The sequence below is a fragment of the Jiulongibacter sediminis genome (assembly GCF_001306455.1).
GTDB classification, from domain to species: domain Bacteria; phylum Bacteroidota; class Bacteroidia; order Cytophagales; family Spirosomataceae; genus Jiulongibacter; species Jiulongibacter sediminis.
Genome location: NZ_LGTQ01000013.1, coordinates 305155 through 322402 on the forward strand (window position 1 = coordinate 305155; position 17248 = coordinate 322402).

General features: G+C 40.8%; 14 protein-coding genes and 1 pseudogene. 3 read left to right on the forward strand and 12 right to left on the reverse strand.

Annotated features, from left to right (window positions below):
• Positions 1-156: 156 nt before the first annotated feature.
• Together AFM12_RS17775 and AFM12_RS17780 are read right to left on the reverse strand one after the other, a co-directional pair.
• A complete protein-coding gene (locus AFM12_RS17775; RefSeq protein ID WP_055151179.1) occupies positions 157-1509 on the reverse strand; it encodes a vanadium-dependent haloperoxidase in 1353 nt (450 codons plus the stop codon).
• Positions 1502-2449: a helix-hairpin-helix domain-containing protein gene (locus AFM12_RS17780; RefSeq protein WP_055151182.1), complete on the reverse strand. Its 948-nt coding sequence runs from the start codon at positions 2447-2449 to the stop codon at positions 1502-1504. The genes AFM12_RS17775 and AFM12_RS17780 overlap by 8 nt, the downstream gene beginning before the upstream one ends.
• 128 nt (positions 2450-2577) lie before the next feature.
• Between AFM12_RS17780 and AFM12_RS17785 the strand changes: the two genes are divergently transcribed.
• Entirely contained in the window at positions 2578-3843 is a 1266-nt protein-coding gene (locus tag AFM12_RS17785) for a replication-associated recombination protein A (RefSeq protein ID WP_055151259.1), read from the forward strand.
• Here the strand turns inward: AFM12_RS17785 and AFM12_RS17790 are convergent.
• From AFM12_RS17790 to AFM12_RS17835, 10 genes are all read right to left on the reverse strand, one after another.
• Entirely contained in the window at positions 3840-4373 is a 534-nt protein-coding gene (locus AFM12_RS17790; protein ID WP_055151185.1) for a hypothetical protein, read from the reverse strand. The two genes, AFM12_RS17785 and AFM12_RS17790, sit on opposite strands and share 4 nt — an antisense overlap.
• 2 nt (positions 4374-4375) lie before the next feature.
• The gene (locus AFM12_RS17795; protein ID WP_131458464.1) at positions 4376-4945 is read right to left on the reverse strand and encodes a hypothetical protein; all 570 of its coding nucleotides are present in this window, start codon (positions 4943-4945) and stop codon (positions 4376-4378) included.
• Entirely contained in the window at positions 4923-5882 is a 960-nt protein-coding gene (locus tag AFM12_RS17800; protein ID WP_055151191.1) for a glycosyltransferase family 2 protein, read from the reverse strand. Before AFM12_RS17800 ends, AFM12_RS17795 begins: the two co-directional genes overlap by 23 nt.
• A gap of 31 nt (positions 5883-5913) precedes the next feature.
• Positions 5914-6606: a tRNA1(Val) (adenine(37)-N6)-methyltransferase gene (locus AFM12_RS17805; RefSeq protein WP_055151193.1), complete on the reverse strand. Its 693-nt coding sequence runs from the start codon at positions 6604-6606 to the stop codon at positions 5914-5916.
• A gap of 112 nt (positions 6607-6718) precedes the next feature.
• Complete coding sequence (locus AFM12_RS17810; RefSeq protein ID WP_055151195.1) at positions 6719-7351, reverse strand: ribonuclease H1 domain-containing protein; 633 nt, start codon at positions 7349-7351, stop codon at positions 6719-6721.
• A complete protein-coding gene (locus tag AFM12_RS17815; protein WP_055151198.1) occupies positions 7344-9113 on the reverse strand; it encodes a D-alanine--D-alanine ligase family protein in 1770 nt (589 codons plus the stop codon). The genes AFM12_RS17810 and AFM12_RS17815 overlap by 8 nt, the downstream gene beginning before the upstream one ends.
• A 115-nt stretch (positions 9114-9228) precedes the next feature.
• A complete protein-coding gene (locus tag AFM12_RS17820) occupies positions 9229-9474 on the reverse strand; it encodes a NifU family protein (RefSeq protein ID WP_055151201.1) in 246 nt (81 codons plus the stop codon).
• A 59-nt stretch (positions 9475-9533) separates the two neighbouring features.
• Positions 9534-10625: an Mrp/NBP35 family ATP-binding protein gene (locus AFM12_RS17825; protein WP_055151204.1), complete on the reverse strand. Its 1092-nt coding sequence runs from the start codon at positions 10623-10625 to the stop codon at positions 9534-9536.
• An 84-nt stretch (positions 10626-10709) separates the two neighbouring features.
• Positions 10710-11684 (reverse strand): GSCFA domain-containing protein, encoded by a 975-nt coding sequence (locus AFM12_RS17830; protein WP_055151207.1) that lies wholly within the window; start codon positions 11682-11684, stop codon positions 10710-10712.
• Between the two features lie 81 nt (positions 11685-11765).
• Positions 11766-13493, reverse strand: coding sequence for an IlvD/Edd family dehydratase (locus AFM12_RS17835; RefSeq protein WP_055151262.1), 1728 nt, complete (start codon positions 13491-13493; stop codon positions 11766-11768).
• A gap of 106 nt (positions 13494-13599) precedes the next feature.
• On the opposite strand from AFM12_RS17835, the gene AFM12_RS17840 reads away from it, so the two are divergent.
• Both AFM12_RS17840 and AFM12_RS17850 read left to right on the forward strand, forming a co-directional pair.
• Positions 13600-14814 (forward strand): OmpA family protein, encoded by a 1215-nt coding sequence (locus tag AFM12_RS17840; protein WP_055151210.1) that lies wholly within the window; start codon positions 13600-13602, stop codon positions 14812-14814.
• A gap of 259 nt (positions 14815-15073) precedes the next feature.
• Positions 15074-17248 (forward strand): annotated as a pseudogene (locus AFM12_RS17850) (PA14 domain-containing protein); the annotation flags it as partial.

Here is a 17248-nt window from a genome sequence, read left to right on the forward strand (position 1 = left end):
ATTCTTAAAAATTCTAAGACATTCAGGAATTCCCACAAAATTTATTCATCACTTGGGTGCAATTAGTATTGAATAAATTTTGTACTCATTTCATCTCCTTAAATTTTGGGCAAAAGTACCACAGTTTTTTGAGGAGGTCAATCAGATTTTGATTTATCAGTACTTCCAGTTCAACGCATTGATATTTTCTCCGATTCGTTTGCCCTCTTCCAAACCTTGGATATTGTCCTGTTGAGTATGAATTCCGCCCAAAATTCGTGACCATCCACACTCTTCAGCAAAGGCCCAGATACTTGTAAATTCTCTTGATCTGAACTCTACATTGCGTTCACTGTCTTTTGGCCTGCCTTCATGGAAATCATCAGTATAAGTGATATCATCACCAAAAACAGAAATTAAGGTTGTAGCCGCAGCAGCAGACTGGGTGGAATGCCCTGATGTAAATGCCGGGAAAGGTGGCTCTGGCCAAAACTGCGTATAGCGGCTATCTATATACCTCCGAATAAATGCCGTTGGCCTCTCCGCATGGTAATGATATTTACACTTAAAGCACCTAACAAAGGCGTCAGAAACGGCCATACCAACTTTGGCAAAAACTGAGGCGGCCTCAAAGAGGTTGTTTTGCTCCTGATTGACAAGCTTTGCGGCTAAATAATAGGAGTGGCCCGGAGGGCTTGCTGATCCTGCAGGATCATCGCCCCACCAAAGTGCCGTTTCTTTTTCTTCTTGAGTGAGACTAATATTTTTATCATAAACCTCCTTCATGTCGTTATAATAGGCACTGCTGGTTTCAGCACTGTACTCGTAAATTTCTGGTATTTCTAATTGTTCATTTGCTGGTACGAAAAGCCTGTTTTGGCCCCAGTATGGATGTAGCGGTTGGTTAATTGAAGACTGTCCGAATCTTGGAGGAACCCAATATTCGACGCCCTGAGGAAGTGTATACGAATAATCAAATGTACGCATGAAGCCTTCATGCCCGTTATCGTTTTTTGACCATTCGAAGATAACCGTCGCAATGTACTTACCATATTCAGCAGAAGCTGTAAGGACTGAATCAGGCACTCCGGCGGCCTTTCTTTCAGCAACAATAGAGGAGTGTAAGTTTTGTAGTGCTTCTTTTAATTGGTCTGAAGTATGCGGGTAAAGTGCCGTAAGAATCCCGGCCTGACCAGCACTCAGGCTCGTTTCCCAGTCAAGTCCTTGAGCCGAAGGAAGGTCTGAAAGGCCACTCAGCTGGCTCGCCACAGACTTGAAAATAATACTTCCACTTACAATTGACTCATACATAGTTACCCCGGCATAAGCCAATGTTCTGGAAGTATATGTAGGAGAATTTTCAGGAGATTCCTTGACCAGTTTTAAGGTCATATTCGCCCATTGATGAGCTACTTTAGGAGAAATCTGAACTTCAGTAGGTTCAGGAATAACTTCTTCATCTACTTTTTTTTCACAGGCCCACAAACCGAAAAGCAGAATAATCAGGCAAGAACGTTTTAAATTAATCATGAGATTTACTGAAGTCTAAGTAAGGCGAAATGGCTAAAATCTCTTCCGGAGTAAGAATATGTAATTTTTTGAGCTCATCAACATGGCTAAAATGGCCGTGTTGCTTTCTATAAGCTAAAATACCTTTCTTCTTTGAGTAACTCAAGTGAGGGGCTTTCCAATCGCTCAGTTCTACTTCATTGATTTTAATCTTTATGGGTGCGGTCTCCAGATAAACATGCTTTATTAACTCTTCATAGGTGCTGTCAGGCAATCCATAGGTGTTTTTTAGTTGGCTGATATCGTAGAAACCACCGAGACTTTCCCGGTATCTAACTATTCTGTCTGCAAATACTTTACCAATTCCGTAGACCTGAGTTAACTCCTCTGTTTTCGCGAGGTTTATGTCAAACTTTTCAATGGTTTTAGGTTTAAATACTTCTTTTTTGGGCTCGCTCTCCGGGAAACCCTCGAAAATGGTTTCATATGTACTGGCTGTTTTTTGGTCTTCTTTTGAGGGTAATTCGATGAAGGCTTCAATTTTCTCAAAAAGCTCCTCATTTATACCATATACAGAGGCCACGTCTTCTTTGAACCGATATACTTTTCCTGCTTTTCTAAACTTGACAAGGTTGTTAGCTCCATATCTGGGAAAGCCCATGTTGATGAGCTCTTGTGCAGATATTTTGTTTGGATCAAATGCTTTGAATTGAACAGACTTCTTTTCTGATGCTTTTAGAGCTATCAATTCAGCTTTTTCCTGATTGAGATTTGCAAGCTCTTTTTCAGGTAGATAATAAGCTGAAAATGAGAACTGACGATCTTTCCTGGTGGTAATATTTTCGATAGTTATACTTACTAAAAAAAGAATCACCAGAGCCAGGAGGCCAAAAAGAACACTTTTAGCCTCATTTTGACTGAGTTCAAAATTGCGTTTGATAAAGTTTAAAATGGATTTCATTACTTTAAGTTGTTGGTTGTCAAGGAGAAGTAAATATAGTGAAAACTTGAATCAGACATTTAGCAAAACAAACAAAGTGTAGTTCTTTTGATGTTTATACCTTTGTTTTGGTTCATAAAAAAGATCAAATGCAAAGCATGCCTTTGGCCGAAAGGCTGAGACCGAAAAATCTTGACGAATACATTGGGCAGGAGCATATTCTGGGTAAAGGGAAGCCTCTTAGAAAAGCAATTGAAGCTAATCTGGTGCCTTCTATGATCCTTTGGGGGCCTCCGGGAGTAGGTAAAACCACGCTGTCCCTGATGTTGGCGGAGCTGACAAAAAGGCAATTCTTTTCGCTTTCTGCGATTAGTTCAGGCGTGAAAGATTTGAGGGAAGTACTAAGCAAACCTTCAGGACTTTTTCCCCCGATTTTGTTTATCGACGAAATACACCGTTTTAATAAGTCACAGCAAGACACCCTTTTGGCCGCTGTTGAGCGGGGGAGGGTGACGCTGATTGGAGCTACAACTGAGAATCCGTCCTTTGAGGTTAACTCTGCCTTATTATCCCGATGTCAGGTTTATATTCTTGAGGCTTTTGGACAGAAAGAATTGTATGCCTTGCTTCAAAGAGCGATCAATGAAGATGTTGAACTTAAAAAACTCAAATTTAAACTGGACTCCACCAACTCACTTTTTAGAATCAGTGGAGGGGATGGTAGAAAATTGCTCAATCTTCTTGAAATGGTGGTTACCTCTCAAATGGGCAACAAGACCATCACTATCAATGATGAAAATGTAGAAGAGGTGGTGCAGAAGAACCTCGCCAGATACGACAAAAGTGGCGAGCAGCATTATGATATCATTTCGGCTTTTATAAAATCCATGCGTGGGTCTGACCCCAATGCTGCCCTTTACTGGCTGGCCCGAATGCTGGTGGCCGGCGAAGATATGATGTTTATTGCCCGTAGAATGCTTATTCTGGCCTCAGAGGATATTGGAAATGCCAACCCGACAGCAACGATCATTGCTAATAATTGTATGGAGGCTGTAAAGAAAATCGGGTACCCTGAAGGTCGAATAATCCTTTCTCAAACTGCGATATATCTGGCAACCTCACCAAAATCAAACGCCTCTTATATGGCCATTGACAGGGCGATAGCATTGGCTGAAAAGACTTCACATTTACCTGTTCCGCTGGATTTGAGAAATGCTCCTACCAAACTGATGAAAGAGGTCGGCTATGGCAAAGACTACAAATACAGCCATAGTTATGAGGGCAACTTTGCGAAGCAAAACTTTATGCCTGATGACCTCAAAGGTGAAAAACTATATGAACCTGGCCAAAATGCCCGTGAGCATGAAATCAGAAAAAAACTACAAACCTGGTGGGAAGACTGGTACGAGTATTAAGGTTCTTTGGTTAATGTAAGACTGTAATTCATTTCCACAATCTGGCTAATCAAGACCTGAATGAGGGCCTTCGAGAAAGCATCCATACCAGATAAACTGGCATCAAATGAGTTAACCAGATCCTGATGATTGAGAGATAAAGTCAATTCGTTATTTTCCTCGGTCATTTTTAAGTATAACTTAAAAGGAACGTTTAAATCAGCCTCCACAATGCTTATGATCAGGAGGTTATTCTCAATCTGGTAAGTATTACTATTGACTTTTTGATCTTTTTTTATGTTTCCGATGCCTAAAGATGCATTCGTAGTATAGGTTCCATCGGGTGAAAAAAAGAAATAAATTTCCTGATCAGTGACGTCTTTGTCAGTGATTTCAGGTTGTTGATCCTGAAAAGTGATCTCAGAGTTGACCCGGGTTAAATTATACTGACCATTTAAAATAATAGGCTCAATATCCTTCTTTTTTGAAGAACAAGCTGCTGTGACAATAATCAAGAATAGAAATACTGATATATTCTGTAATCGGTTCATAGTTAGTTCGTTTTAGAAAAACTTAAGGAGAATAGAGCCTGATTAATTCTAGTAGTAAATTCATACATGGAATTTCTAAGCTCCGAAGAAAAGTTATCAGATGAAGTCCTGATGCTATGGACATAGTTCTGTGTATCCATAACAAGTGAAGGGGATGAGCCCTGAAGATCAAATGCCTCAAATTTTAGGTTTACATTCTGATCAAACTGAGGATCATTTATGGTGATTTCTACAAAGGTTCCATTATTATTCTCCACATAGGTATAACTTCCGGCTCTAACCTCAGTTTTCCGAAGTAATAATTTATTCAGGCCGAGATCCGTGTTTGTCGCAAAAATTCCTCTAGGTAAAAATTCAAAGTAGAATTCCTGTTCTCTGTAGTCTAATTGTTTTTTAAGCAGAGGAGCAGAATTTTCGTCCACCATTCCTTCAATGTCAGTTAATTTCCATCGGCCGTATAAATCACGGGGATTGGGGTCGTTTGGAGATATAACGCATGAGAATGTTATCAGTATTAGCACTAGCGAAACCACAAGAGCGTGGCGGGTGCTAGATTTCTTCGTCAATGACATAGCTGATATCAGATGCGTTTTGTTTTACGTATAGCTCACCAAGAAAACCGGCTAGAAATAGCTGAACCCCAATCATAACGGTCAAAAGGGCTAGGAAGAAAAGCGGATTATCAGTCACATTTCTGAATGGAAGCTTATTCCAAAGGTTGTACAGCTTTTCACCGATCAGGAAAACGGTAATGGCTGTACCAATGATAAAACTGATGACCCCAAAAGCACCGAAAAAGTGCATGGGTCTGCGGCCAAATTTATTGACAAAAGTAATGCTCAAAAGGTCAAGAAAACCATTGATGAACCGGTCGATACCGAATTTGGTATGACCATATTTTCGAGCCTGGTGCTGCACTACCTGCTCGCCAATTTTGTCGAAACCGTTCCATTTGGCAATCACCGGAATGTAACGATGCATTTCACCGTAAATTCGGATGTTTTTTACAACTTTTTGGTCATAAGCCTTTAAACCACAATTGAAGTCGTGAAGTTTAACATCGGAGATTTTGCGAGCTGCCCAGTTGAAAAGCTTACTTGGCAGGTTTTTCGAAAGAACGGGGTCATGCCTCTTTTTCTTCCAGCCGCTGACGATATCATATCCGTCTTCGGTGATTTTTCGATAGAGCTCGGGAATTTCCTCAGGGTTATCCTGAAGATCTGCATCCATCGTAATAATAACGTCACCTTCTACAATCTGAAAGCCGGTATCCAGGGCCGCTGTTTTGCCGTAATTTCGACTAAATTTCAGCCCCCTTACTCTTTCGTTTTTTTCTTTCAATTCACAAATGACCTTCCAGGAATCGTCTTTACTGCCGTCATCAATAAACAGGATTTCATAGCTCAAACCAGCTTTGGTGAGAGTTTTGTGAATCCAATCATGCAATTCAGGGAGTGATTCTTCCTCATTTAGTAAAGGGATGAGGACGCTTATTTGCGGCTTAGACATTAGGTAAGGAAAGCTTATTTGTAGGTCAAATTTAAAAAATTATGTAGTAATCTTTCAAAAGTGCCTCAAAATCATGTGTATATGTTCTTCCATTGGTTTCGTAAATACAAAGTTCTAGCCTCTTGGGCGGAACTTTTTGTCGACCAAAAAGAACAACTTTACGAAAGACTGGCTTTTCAGCATGATGCCGGACAGACAATTCCTGAAGAGGAAACAGGTTCTGGCTAGCCATTTTTTCTGCAAAAATCGCCATTTCCGTAGGTGGTAATAAAATAGATGAGATTCCCTCCAGAGATAATTTTTCAGAGATGATTTCCGCTAAGTCTGCAAAACTCAAATGACTATTGTGTTTTGCTTTGTTTTTCTGATGATCCGGAGAGGAAAGTTGTCCCTCAAAAAAAGGAGGGTTTGAAATGATAAGATCGTATTCTTTTTCGACAAACTGCTTAGCATCAGTTTTATAAACAGAAATCTGACTGTTGAAAGAACTGTCCTGAACGTTTTTAAGAGCCTGTTTCGCCGCGGCTTCATCAATTTCAATGGCATCTATCCTAACATCTCCTTTCTGAGCTAACATGAGGCTTAAAAGCCCGGTACCCGTTCCAATATCCAATACTTTCATTCCTTTTGTCACCGGAGTAAAAGCACCCAAAATGCAGGAGTCTGTGCATACTTTCATGGCACATTGGTCTTGCTCTATTTTGAATTGCTTGAATTTGAACATTTTTTGAACTGAGAAGAGGGGAGTTGGAAGTTTGATGTCAGATGTTGGGAGTTTGATGTCCGGCGTTTGAGGTCTTTTGTCTTAAATCTTAGGTCTGACATCCTATCTTCAATCACTTTCTCCCAAAATCCGCCGGGTTTTCACCCCAATTTCGGGTATCCCATTTGAGGATGATATTCTTGTACGAGTTTTTTTGGAGCCAATCTTCGGCACGTTCCATTAAATCAAAAAGCTCCTGATTGTTTTCAGTCTTTTCCAGTTTAGTGTTTGCCTTTTTCTTTCTAACCCAGCTCATAGCTGTTCGCGAATCACTGTAAATGGGTAAATCGAGCCCGTGTTTTTTCAATAAAGCCAAAGCATGTACAATGGCTAAAAACTCACCAATATTATTCGTTCCGTCCTTAAAAGGGCCTTTTTTGAAAAGTAGTTTACCGGTATTGAAATCAAAACCCTGATACTCCATATCACCGGTTTTGGTGTTCCAGGCCGCATCTACTACTATACTTCTTTTTGTTGGAGGTTTGGCATTAGGGTTGATAGCTGCTTTCTTCTTTGAGCCACCTTTCGTAATGGATTGAGCATATGGTTTTGCAAACGATTCAATTGCCTCCTTTTCATTTTCAAAAGATTTATACTGAGCACCATTAAAGCCTTCAATTTGCTTTTTACACTCATCCCAACTTCCGTAAATGCCTTTTTTACGGCCGTTCCAAACGACGTAGTACTTTTTCTTTTTTTTAGACATTGGTGAGCTCGTCAGAAGCTGCCAGGTAGATGACGTCAAACTTTGATTTTAGCTCAGACTCTTCAATTCGCTCTACCTCAAAACTAACGTTACCGGCGTACTTTGCTCTTAAACCTTCAGTTTTCTCAATTAAAGACTGTATAAATGGGTGTTTTCCTTTTGAGATTGCCTGTCCAAAATCCTGAATGTTGGCTTTGTACATCAAATTCACCGGTATCAGATAATGTTTTCCATTTTTAGCAGCACAGACACAACTAGGGTCAAAAACATCGGAAGCAGCCAACTCGTTAAATTTTTGTTGAGCAGTGGCATATTCCACTTCATTTTCGCCGAAAACCACAGCCACTTTTTTACGTTTTTCCTGCTGGGCTGATGTCATGGCAGCGTCAATCCTTTTTAAGAGCTGCTGCATTTTATGGCGGTGTTTACCTTCGTTAATTCTTTGGGCAATTGATTGTCGAACCAGATAGTTCATCGATTGAGTAATGCTCAGGCCAATTTCAGCCATCTGTTTGAAAATGAGACTAGTAGGCGACATGCCCGGCAAGGTGTTGGGGTCATGGAATATGATTTCGTCATCCGGAGTGACAAATCCATCAATTCGGCAAATAACATTCATGCCCAGGTCTTTGAAGGCCTTAATGCCCAGTGATTCTACTTTTTTGAGATTCTCAAGATGCGTATCTATCGGGATTCGCTTTTTAGTAACTTCTGATTGATACTTTGATTTGAAATCAAAGGTCTCGATTTCGCCATAAATCTCAGTGGGAGGGAGGGCATACACGTTGAATTTGTCATCCTGAATTAGACCCATTGAGAACTCCTGACCTTCAATGAATTCTTCTATTAAAACATACTCCTCAGCATTGACGGAGGTTAAAATGGCCTCTTCATTGGTTTTGAGGTATGCATCTAAAGCCTTCAACAGATCGCCCGGGTGGTAGTACACTTCCTCGTCCAATACCAATGGAAATCCGATGCCTTCACTCAGACTGAGCGTTTTCTCCAGAATATTCTTTTTCTGCCTTTTCGTAAGTTTTATCCAGTCTTTTTGGGAGACTACCTGTTGAAAGAAGCATTGGTACATCTTTTTGCTGAAGTCTTCCATGCTTCGTTTTCTCACAATGCCTACTCCAATGGAAGAGCCCTGATGGGGGGCTTTTATTACCAGCGGAAAACCAAGATTTTTGGTTAGCGAGCTGAACATGGCTGAGCGATCAGCAGTATCCCATTCTTTTCGTGTTATTATTTTTGATTTCTTCTGCTGGCCATTTGACTTTTTCAATAGATCGTTTTGAAAAGGCTTATTAATACCAATGGCCGAGGCCAAAACATTTGGGCCGACATAAGGCACACCAAACCATTCTAAAACGCCTTGAATACTACCATCTTCAGCATAAGGGCCGTGCATTACCGGGAATGCAATATCAATGGTTTTAGCAAGATTTTCAGGTTTGACCTGTTTCCCTATTTTATAAATGAGCTTGTAAAGCTGAGTGTCATTCAAATCACCTAGTGACTCTATATAAAGTCGGTAGCCTTTGTTTAGATTTTTTGACGGATATACGTCTCTGATAGAATCGGCATAGATGTACTCAGTGTCAATCTCAATAAAGTGTCCGTGACTATCCACAAAAATGAGGACAGGCTCGAAAATTGACTTGTCAATATGTTCAAAAGCTGTTCTTCCGCCTTTAAACGAAATTTCTCTTTCTCTGGAAGGACCACCGAAAAGGATACCAATTTTCAGTTTTGTGCTCATTTTGGAGTAAGGCCTTAAAAGGTTAAACTAGGAATCACGAAGTAAACGCAAGTTAAATAAAAAAGCTACTTGCAAAGGCAGGTAGCTTCTCATTTTTATGTGATTTATGTCAATGTCAGGCAGTTGTGAGATTCAGAGCTTCCACTTTTTTGATCTCAGGTACTTCTTTTAAAATGGCTTCTTCAAGCCCACCTTTAAAAGTCATTGTAGACATAGGACAAGTACCACAGGCTCCGGTAAGTTCCAGTTTTACAACGCCGTCATTTGTTATTTCAGCGATATTAACGTTACCACCGTCAGCCTCCAGATAAGGTCTTACCCTGTCCAATGCTGCCTCAACACGTTCTTTTATAGAAGTCATTTTGGTTCTGTTCAACTTATTTACAAAACTACTCTAGCGGCTTTACTTTTCCTAATACCTTACGAAACCTGAACACGCTCGGTTTGCGGGGCGTTTGCGTTTCTTATAGCCAGTTGCTGAGCCAATCGCTCCGCTGTTTCTTTGAAAGCTTTGGAAGTAGGGTTCTGTTCATCCATCATAAGAGGACGCCCTTCATCACCACCTTCCCTGATTCCCTGAACTAACGGAATTTTACCTATCAGCGGGGCATCAAATTTTTTCGCCATTTCTTCCCCTCCGTCTTTACCAAATATATAGTATTTATTATCGGGGAGTTCTTTTGGGGTGAAGTAAGCCATGTTCTCTACCACACCCAGTATTGGTACATTAATTTGAGGTTGTCTGAACATGGATAAACCTTTGGTGGCATCTGCTACAGCCACTTTTTGCGGAGTAGTGACAATGACCGCTCCGGTTACCGGTACTGTTTGAACCAGAGAGAGGTGAATATCAGATGTTCCCGGAGGAAGGTCAATTAATAGGTAATCTAACTCTCCCCAGTCAACATCACCGAAGAATTGTCTTAAGGCCTGACTCGCCATTGGTCCACGCCATACTACAGCATTATCTGCTGGAGTCAGAAAGCCAATTGAAATCATTTTAATGCCAAACTGAATTACAGGATGGATCATATTTTTGCCATCTTTTGGAGCAATAAGTGGCTGAACGTCCTCAGCTCCAAACATCATTGGAATGGAGGGTCCGAAAATATCGGCATCAATAATGCCGACTTTAGCACCAGATTGTTTCAACGCAAGAGCCAGATTGGCTGTAACTGTTGATTTACCGACACCACCTTTTCCTGAAGAAATAGCAATAATGTTTTTTACGCCGGGCAGTACAGGAGCACTATTTCTGATAGAAGTTACTTCGGCCGTCATGTTCACAGTGATATCCAAACCTTCACCTAAATCAGTAGTTAAGGCTTCAATACATCTGTTTTTAATGACTTCTTTTAGTGGACAGGCAGGAGTGGTGAGAACAACCGTGAATGTGATTTTGTTGCCATTGATCTCAATATCTTTGATCATATTGAGGGTAACGAGGTCTTTCTTTAAATCGGGTTCTTCAACCTTAGAGAGGGCTTGTAGTACTTGTTCTTTGGTGATCACTAATTCGGTAAGTAAACGTAGGTTCTAAATTCTGCACAAAGAACATACTCACCGTGCTGAAAGTTTAAGGTTTCTTGAAAAATCTTACATCAACTGAGCTTTTACCAGTTCTTTCTCTTTCTCCACATCTACAGTGTTGCCGATCTGCTCCAGTCTATTGAGGAGGTTTTTAAGGAACTTTTGATGACTTTCTGACTCCGGCTGAAACGGTCGATGATTGAGTTGGTTTTTGAGATGTTGCCACTGGTTTATAAACTGTTTCAGATCAGGTGAAAAAGCAGACTCCTTGAAGTTTTCAATCACATATTTTTGACCGGTTTCATTGACATGAATCATGTCTTCTTCGTAGTACCTGTAGTCTCTCAGGTCGTCCATAAGAATTTCATATGCCGGAAAATAATGCACATCCTTAAAGTCCTGACAAAAATAGTGGGTAGCTAACCTAAGAAGACTTTTGCTCAGATTGTTGCCCTGCAAGGTGTCTTTGATGTGTCTTACCGGACTAACCGTGAAGATGATCTTTATTTTTGGATTAAACAGCTTCAGTTTTTCGTAGAATTGTCTGAAACGAATTCCGATTTCTTTTTGAGTCAAAAGCTCTTTGTCAAAATGATCAGCAGGTTTTTTGTGACAGTTCGCCACCACATGCTGATTGTTTTTCAAACGGTAGACAAAGGCGGTCCCAAGCGTAATAACAAGGTAGTCTGTTTTTCTCAGATAGTCCCTAACTTTTTTGTGCAGCTCCTCCAGATGGTGGGAAAGAGAAGAAGCAGAGGTTTCTGAGAGTTTGGAATGATAGTCATAATGATACCACTGACCGTTATTTTCAGTAAGGTAGCGGTTCATTACGGGTTGTTCAGTAATACTACTGTTCAGCAACCTGAAGATGGAAATCGGGTTGAAAATCGTTCCATAAGGGTTGCTGAAACAGTCTAACTTGTTGTCTTGTAAATACCTGCCAAATTTGTCTGAGAAACATGAGCCTATACTAAGGAATCTATCTTTTTGGGTTATCTCAAAAGGAAAAGAAACCGGCTCAATTTCGGTTCTGAAATCCATATAATACTTCAAAGGTTATCGTAGGGTGGCCGAAGCTAATAAAATTTGCCCTCTCTTCAAAGTATATACGTTTTATTCTGTTTAATGTGACTCTCTATTTACAATATTTCCGGATTTGCCCACCAGGAAGTCCATGTCTGCTCCTTCATGTGCCTGATTCACGGTATTGATATAAAGATTGATATATCCTCTGTCAAAGCCGAGATCAATAGGCTCCCATTTCTTTTTACGTTCAGCCAGTTCCTCATCAGAAACATGCAAGTGAATGGTTTTGGCCTGTACGTCGCACTCTATAATATCTCCATTTTCTACCAATGCTAACGGGCTACCCAAAGCAGACTCAGGTGAAGCGTGCAAAAAGACAGTACCATATGCCGTTCCGCTCATTCGACCATCAGAAATCCTAACCATATCTGTGATACCTTTTTGAAGGATTTTCTTTGGTAGGGCCATATTGCCTACCTCTGGCATTCCGGGGTATCCTTTTGGGCCAACATTTTTCAAAACCATTACACAGGTTTCGTCAATGTCAAGATTAGGATCATCTACCCGTGCATGATAATCTTCAATGGTTTCAAAAACCACGGCACGACCTTTATGTTTGAGAAGCTCTGGCGTAGCTGCTGAAACTTTTATAACTGCCCCTTCAGTGCATAAGTTACCTTTGACTACGGTGATCCCACCTTCTTTGATAATAGGGTCAGAGATAGGTCTGATTACGTCTGAATTCCAGTTTCTTGCTTTCTCGGAGTTTTCTGTTAAGGTTTTGCCATTCACAGTTATTGCCTCCGTGCTAAGATGCTCTTTGAGTTCTTTAAGAATGACCTGAATACCCCCGGCATAGTAGTAGTCCTCCATCAGATATTTACCGGAAGGCATGAGATTCAGAAGGAAGGGTATTTTTGATCCATGAATATCAAAATCATCCAATGTCAATTCTATGCCTACTCTTTTGGCAATGGCCAGTAGATGAAGAACAAAGTTGGTGGAACCACCAACAGCCGAATTTACTTTAATGGCGTTCTCAAAGGCAGGGCGAGTTAAGATTTTTGAGATGACAAGATTTTCTTCCGCCATTTCAACGGCTCGCATTCCGGTCATATGAGCCATCATTTTCTTTCTGGAGTCAGCGGCAGGAATAGAACTCACACCCGGTAGAGTTAAACCTAATGCTTCTACCATTGTCGCCATTGTAGAGGCTGTTCCCATAGTATTACAGTGACCGATGCTTCGGCTCATACAAGCCTCCGCTTCTTCCATTTCCTCTAAGGTCATTTTACCCGCTTTTACGTCGGCATCAAAACGCCAGACGTCGGTACCCGAACCCAGGTCTCTTCCTCTGAACTTTCCGTTCAACATCGGGCCACCTGAAAGTACGATTGTTGGTAAATCTACACTGGCTGCTCCCATGACCAGAGAAGGCGTTGTTTTGTCACAGCCGGTTAATAAAACAATGGCATCGAAAGGGTTTGCTCTGATGGATTCTTCAACCGTCATGGCTGCAAGGTTCCTGTACAACATAGCGGTGGGTCTGATAATGGTTTCGCCAAGGGACATTACCGGGAACTCAAGCGGAAATCCGCCAGCCTCGTAAACGCCATTTTTAACGAACTGAGCCAGCTCTCTGAAATGCCCGTTACAGGGGGTTACTTCTGACCACGTATTGCAAATACCAATGACTGGTTTTCCTTTGAATTGATGTGCCGGATAACCTTGATTTTTTATCCAGCTACGGTATATAAAACCGTCTTTTCCTTCTTTGCCAAACCAGTTTTGACTTCTTCTTTCTTTGGAGTCAGATGCTGCCATTTTTATTTTTTGTAGGGTTGAATTATTGAGTTTAATGTACTGCAAATACTCCTTTTTTTTGTTGTTTTGCAATTGAAATAGAAAATAGATCAATACAGGTAGACATATGACATTATTTGAAAAGTTTGACGGGGTAATCAGTGATGAATTGGTAGAGAATTTGAAGGGTTTGTCAGACAGAAATTTGGGGGATTCTAAAGGTGCTATTTATGCGATCTTCTACACTATGCTGGCTGGTTTAATCAGACGTGCTAACAGTGATATGAGTACCGGAATGTTGGTAAACCAAATTAAAAAAATCAACACAAAAGATTACAGTGAACTTGACTTAGAGACAGCCTCATCCAAAAAAGAAAAGTTAAAGGATTTTGTGCAGGCCGGAGAGAAAAATATGAGTCAGATTTTTCCCTCATTCAAGAGTCAGCTAATGAACCTGGTCGTGATTCATAGTGGTACAAGCAAAGCAGAAAGTTCTAAGTATGCCGGATTTGTCAACTCTTTTATCATAAAGGTTTTGTCAAAAAAACTTCAGGAGGGTATGGATAAGCATGAACTCATGAATTACCTCAAGGAGCACAGGGACCCTCTTTTTGAAAACGCCCCTGCTAATCTTGTTGAGAAGATGATACCGGCGATGGGAATGCATGAGTTGAGAACCATGAAAATGACCTATGCCAAAAAGGTAGAAGAGCGGGAGAAAAAGGAAATGGCGGATGAGGAGGTAGAGTATGTGGAAAGTACTACTGAAGCAGAATCAAGCAGTTATGATTTTGCCGAAGAAAGTCAGAAATCTTACAAAATCCCTGTTATTATTGTTTTAGGTGTGGCTCTGGTCGGGCTTTTAGGGTATTTTATTTACGAATCCAGAGAGGATTTGTTCGGGTCAGAAGAAATGAGTCAGTCTTCGGTAGTCAGTGATGAGTTGGTAAATGAAATAGACAGTACCGCAGTTCTGCCTGTTCAGGAAGATCCTGCGGTGGATCCGGCAATAACTGCATTTAATGAAATTATTTCAGCGACAGATTTGTCAAATGGTGATGAGGTAAGAGTGGAGTCTCTTTCATTTGTTGCTGATTCCATAGAATTGTCAAACCCTCAAAATGCCTTTGTCGACACTTTATTTAACGAATTTAGTTCAAACCCAAGGTTCCAGATTCAGATAAAAGGCCATCATTCAGGTGGAGATACTCAGGTGGCGATTCGCCGGGCTTTTTATCTAAAAAGAATGCTTCAGTCTAAAGGTGTTGATGCGATCAAAATCGACGCCATTTCTGACCCGGAGAAGATTGATTATTTAAAAATCAGGGTTGTTTCAAAATAGGTCAGATAAAATTCAATTAAATCAGCATTTCTCTTCAACTCAGCAAGGTGGGGTAGCCAAATTAATATACGAAATGTTAGTTTCGGATGTTTTTTCTTGTGGGGTAGTTGATTTAAATGGTTTATATAAAGTGCCTTACAGAGTACCCTCTCCGATAGGTAAGAAATTAAGTCATTTTTAAGGGTAACGTAAGGACAAAAGGGTCTTTTTGGTATACGAATTGCATAAATATATATGTAATATCGAACCATACCTTTAAATGTCCTTTCAAAAAAGACCCCTACATAACACTTTCCTATTTACATTTCTTGGGTTATTACTGACCCTTTTTACCACTACCGCCTCAGCTCAATGTGTGATTGGCTCCAACGTCGCTGACAACAAACAAACTTGGCAAAATGCCGGAGTGGGATCAGAAACCGTAATTTCTTCTTTTGGTACTCCGGGAGGTCCTCCGGCTACGGTCTCAGACTTCATGACGGTTTGTACGCCAGAAGGTTCGGTGATAAATGTTCCTTTTACAATTCAGATTACGGAGGCGAACGGGAATGTTTATGATCGTATGAGATCATCCACAAATGGTGGATACGGTCAACCGTATTTTACGCTTTTCATGGATAATTTTGACGGAGGGTGTACCACTTGTGATGCTTCTAATAATGCCGCTTATGCTCCGGGTAATAGAATTGATGTGTTGTACACATTTACTTATCCTGTGATCATTTCAAATCTGGAAGTAAGTGATATCGATGGTTCTGATACGTCAAACCCTCCTGCGGGCTCAAGTTCTTTCCAAGATAGAGTTACTTTCTCGGCTACCAATGCCTCTAATACTAATGCTCCGTTAAATGTGGTTGTTGGCAAGCCGGGACTCATTACGCTATCCGGGACAAATAATCAAACCGCCACTTCAAACTGGGGAGCCGGGCAGAATTATAATATTGAGCCGGATAGTTTGCAAGGAGCTGTTTTCGTAAGCTCTACTCAGGCAATTAAAACTTTGAGAATCTCATATATCGCAGGGCCAAATGAACCGAATCCTGCACAGCAGGCTATTAGAATTGGGGAGATTGAAAATGTTTGTTGCCCGACTCTTCCGATAGTTAGCGGTAATATTTTTGATGATTGTGATGGGCTTGACGATAATACGGTGGATGGGCCTAACGCCGCTTTCTCGGCGAATACATTGTTTATTAATGTTATTGATGTCAGCACAAATACTATTGTAGCCGTGGCACCTGTTCAGTCAAGTGGTACCTACGAAGCTGTGGTTCCTTCAAATGATACATACAATTTAAGCTTGAGCACCACACCGGGTACTTTAGGTAGCTCTCCACCTGCAGCAAGTTTACCGGTAGGTTATACCAATACTGGTGAAAAACTTGGTTCCGGAACCGGGTCTGATGGCGTGGTTAATGGAATATTGACAAATGTTGTGGTAGGAACCAGTGACATCGCGAATGCTAATTTTGGTGTTCAGGGGCCGATAGATTACTCAATTACTGCAACATCGAATGGTACTGTTTGTTTTGGAGATGATATTAATTTGAGTGGAAACCTTCCTGATGGAGTATTAAGAGAAGCCTTTTATGGGATTTCAGGAACGAGTATCTCAAATCTTACCTCGTCTCCGAATTATCCTGATTTTCCAGATGAAAGAGAGGTTATTACATCCGCAATAGGTCCTTTGAATATTGCAGATAATTACGGAACACGAGTTCGGTATTATTTTACACCTACTGTATCAGGAAATTATCAGTTTGTTATTTACGGTGATGATAATACAGCCTTATATTGGTCTGGTAGTGAATTAAGTAGTCCTTTATCCACTATAGCTTCAATACCGGACTATACCGCTCAAAATGAGCTTACCAAATATGCTTCTCAGCAAACCTCAGTTTTGAGTCTGACGGCGGGTCAGGAATATTATTTCGAGTTATTACAAAAAGAAGGTGGAGGAGAAGATCATTATGGAATTCTTTGGAAACCTCCGGGGAGTGGCACTTACTCGAACATTCCTGCAGCGAACCTGTCATACATGAATGCCAGTTGGACAGGACCAAATGGATTTTCATCTTCAACAATATCAAGTACAATTTCTGGAGCAACAACCGCAGCTTCCGGAATTTACACTTTAACCGCAACGAATCTATTTGGTTGTGCATTTACAGCGACAGTTGAAGTTATCGTTGATAATCCGGTTTTGAGTACTACTCAATCCAACGTTATTTGTAATGGAGGTAGCACAGGTTCAATTAATTTGACGGTATCAGGGCCTGCCTCTTCTTACTCCTATTCCTGGAGCAATGGTGCTACGACAGAAGATATATCCGGATTAACGGCAGGAACTTACTCAGTTACTGTTACATCAAATAATGGTTGCACCGCAACGACCTCAGTAACGATCACCGAACCAGCTGCGGTAGCACCAAGT

Bases quoted from the DNA above. Each gene is read 5' to 3' on its own strand.
- AFM12_RS17800 (WP_055151191.1), bottom strand. From the start codon at position 5,882: ATGTCTAAGCCGCAAATAAGCGTCCTCATCCCTTTACTAAATGAGGAA.
- AFM12_RS17820 (WP_055151201.1), bottom strand. From the start codon at position 9,474: ATGACTTCTATAAAAGAACGTGTTGAGGCAGCATTGGACAGGGTAAGA.
- AFM12_RS17775 (WP_055151179.1), bottom strand. From the start codon at position 1,509: ATGATTAATTTAAAACGTTCTTGCCTGATTATTCTGCTTTTCGGTTTG.
- AFM12_RS17790 (WP_055151185.1), bottom strand. From the start codon at position 4,373: ATGAACCGATTACAGAATATATCAGTATTTCTATTCTTGATTATTGTC.
- AFM12_RS17785 (WP_055151259.1), top strand. From the start codon at position 2,578: ATGCAAAGCATGCCTTTGGCCGAAAGGCTGAGACCGAAAAATCTTGAC.
- AFM12_RS17840 (WP_055151210.1), top strand. From the start codon at position 13,600: ATGACATTATTTGAAAAGTTTGACGGGGTAATCAGTGATGAATTGGTA.
- AFM12_RS17830 (WP_055151207.1), bottom strand. From the start codon at position 11,684: ATGGATTTCAGAACCGAAATTGAGCCGGTTTCTTTTCCTTTTGAGATA.
- AFM12_RS17815 (WP_055151198.1), bottom strand. From the start codon at position 9,113: ATGAGCACAAAACTGAAAATTGGTATCCTTTTCGGTGGTCCTTCCAGA.
- AFM12_RS17835 (WP_055151262.1), bottom strand. From the start codon at position 13,493: ATGGCAGCATCTGACTCCAAAGAAAGAAGAAGTCAAAACTGGTTTGGC.
- AFM12_RS17780 (WP_055151182.1), bottom strand. From the start codon at position 2,449: ATGAAATCCATTTTAAACTTTATCAAACGCAATTTTGAACTCAGTCAA.
- AFM12_RS17795 (WP_131458464.1), bottom strand. From the start codon at position 4,945: ATGTCATTGACGAAGAAATCTAGCACCCGCCACGCTCTTGTGGTTTCG.
- AFM12_RS17805 (WP_055151193.1), bottom strand. From the start codon at position 6,606: ATGTTCAAATTCAAGCAATTCAAAATAGAGCAAGACCAATGTGCCATG.
- AFM12_RS17810 (WP_055151195.1), bottom strand. From the start codon at position 7,351: ATGTCTAAAAAAAAGAAAAAGTACTACGTCGTTTGGAACGGCCGTAAA.